The 554-nt window shown below is 64.1% G+C and carries 2 protein-coding genes; both read left to right on the forward strand.

Features of this window, described 5'->3' with window-relative positions; genetic code table 11:
* The first annotated feature begins 93 nt into the window (after window positions 1–93).
* Entirely contained in the window at window positions 94–303 is a 210-nt protein-coding gene (locus G3I71_RS46175) for a helix-turn-helix domain-containing protein (RefSeq protein ID WP_162688852.1), read from the forward strand.
* Window positions 304–453: 150 nt separating this feature from the next.
* Window positions 454–552, forward strand: coding sequence for an AURKAIP1/COX24 domain-containing protein (locus G3I71_RS46180; RefSeq protein ID WP_003948845.1), 99 nt, complete (start codon window positions 454–456; stop codon window positions 550–552).
* The last annotated feature ends 2 nt before the right edge of the window (window positions 553–554 follow it).

The following is a 554-nucleotide window of genomic DNA, read 5'->3' on the forward strand; positions in this document are numbered from 1 at the left end:
ACCCGCCCCTACTCTGGGGAGTGAGCGTGCGACGACGATGAGTAACCGGAGGGGAAGCCGGTGCCCGTCCTGCGCGGAAGGTCAAGGTGTGTCATGGCTGCTGGCGAGAGGCCTCTCAGTGAGGTTCAGTTCCTGACCGTGGCGGAGGTCGCCTCGGTGATGCGAGTGTCGAAGATGACCGTGTACCGCCTGGTACACAACGGTCATCTGCCCGCAATCCGGGTGGGCCGGTCCTTCCGGGTCCCCGAGAACGCGGTTCACGAGTACCTCCGGGAGTCGTTCGTGGGGGTGGAATCAGCCTGAGGAGGGGCTCCGGATCATCGGCGGAGGCCGCGGATTACAAGCTCCGAGCTCGGGCGGGTAGGCTAGGCCGACGTAGGTCGTGTGGGCCCAGACGCCCCGCACCGTTCTCCGTCAACGCGGGGATGTTCCGAGAAGTGAGCGAGGGTAGTCGTGGGCTCTGTTATTAAGAAGCGGCGTAAGCGGATGGCCAAGAAGAAGCACCGCAAGCTGCTCAAGCGCACCCGCGTCCAGCGCCGTAACAAGAAGTAAAC

The sequence above is a fragment of the Streptomyces sp. SID12501 genome, assembly GCF_010550245.1.
GTDB lineage: Bacteria > Actinomycetota > Actinomycetes > Streptomycetales > Streptomycetaceae > Streptomyces.

What these genes read in the sequence shown, in the direction of transcription:
- G3I71_RS46175 (WP_162688852.1), top strand. Translation starts at nt 94, where the DNA reads ATGGCTGCTGGCGAGAGGCCTCTCAGTGAGGTTCAGTTCCTGACCGTG.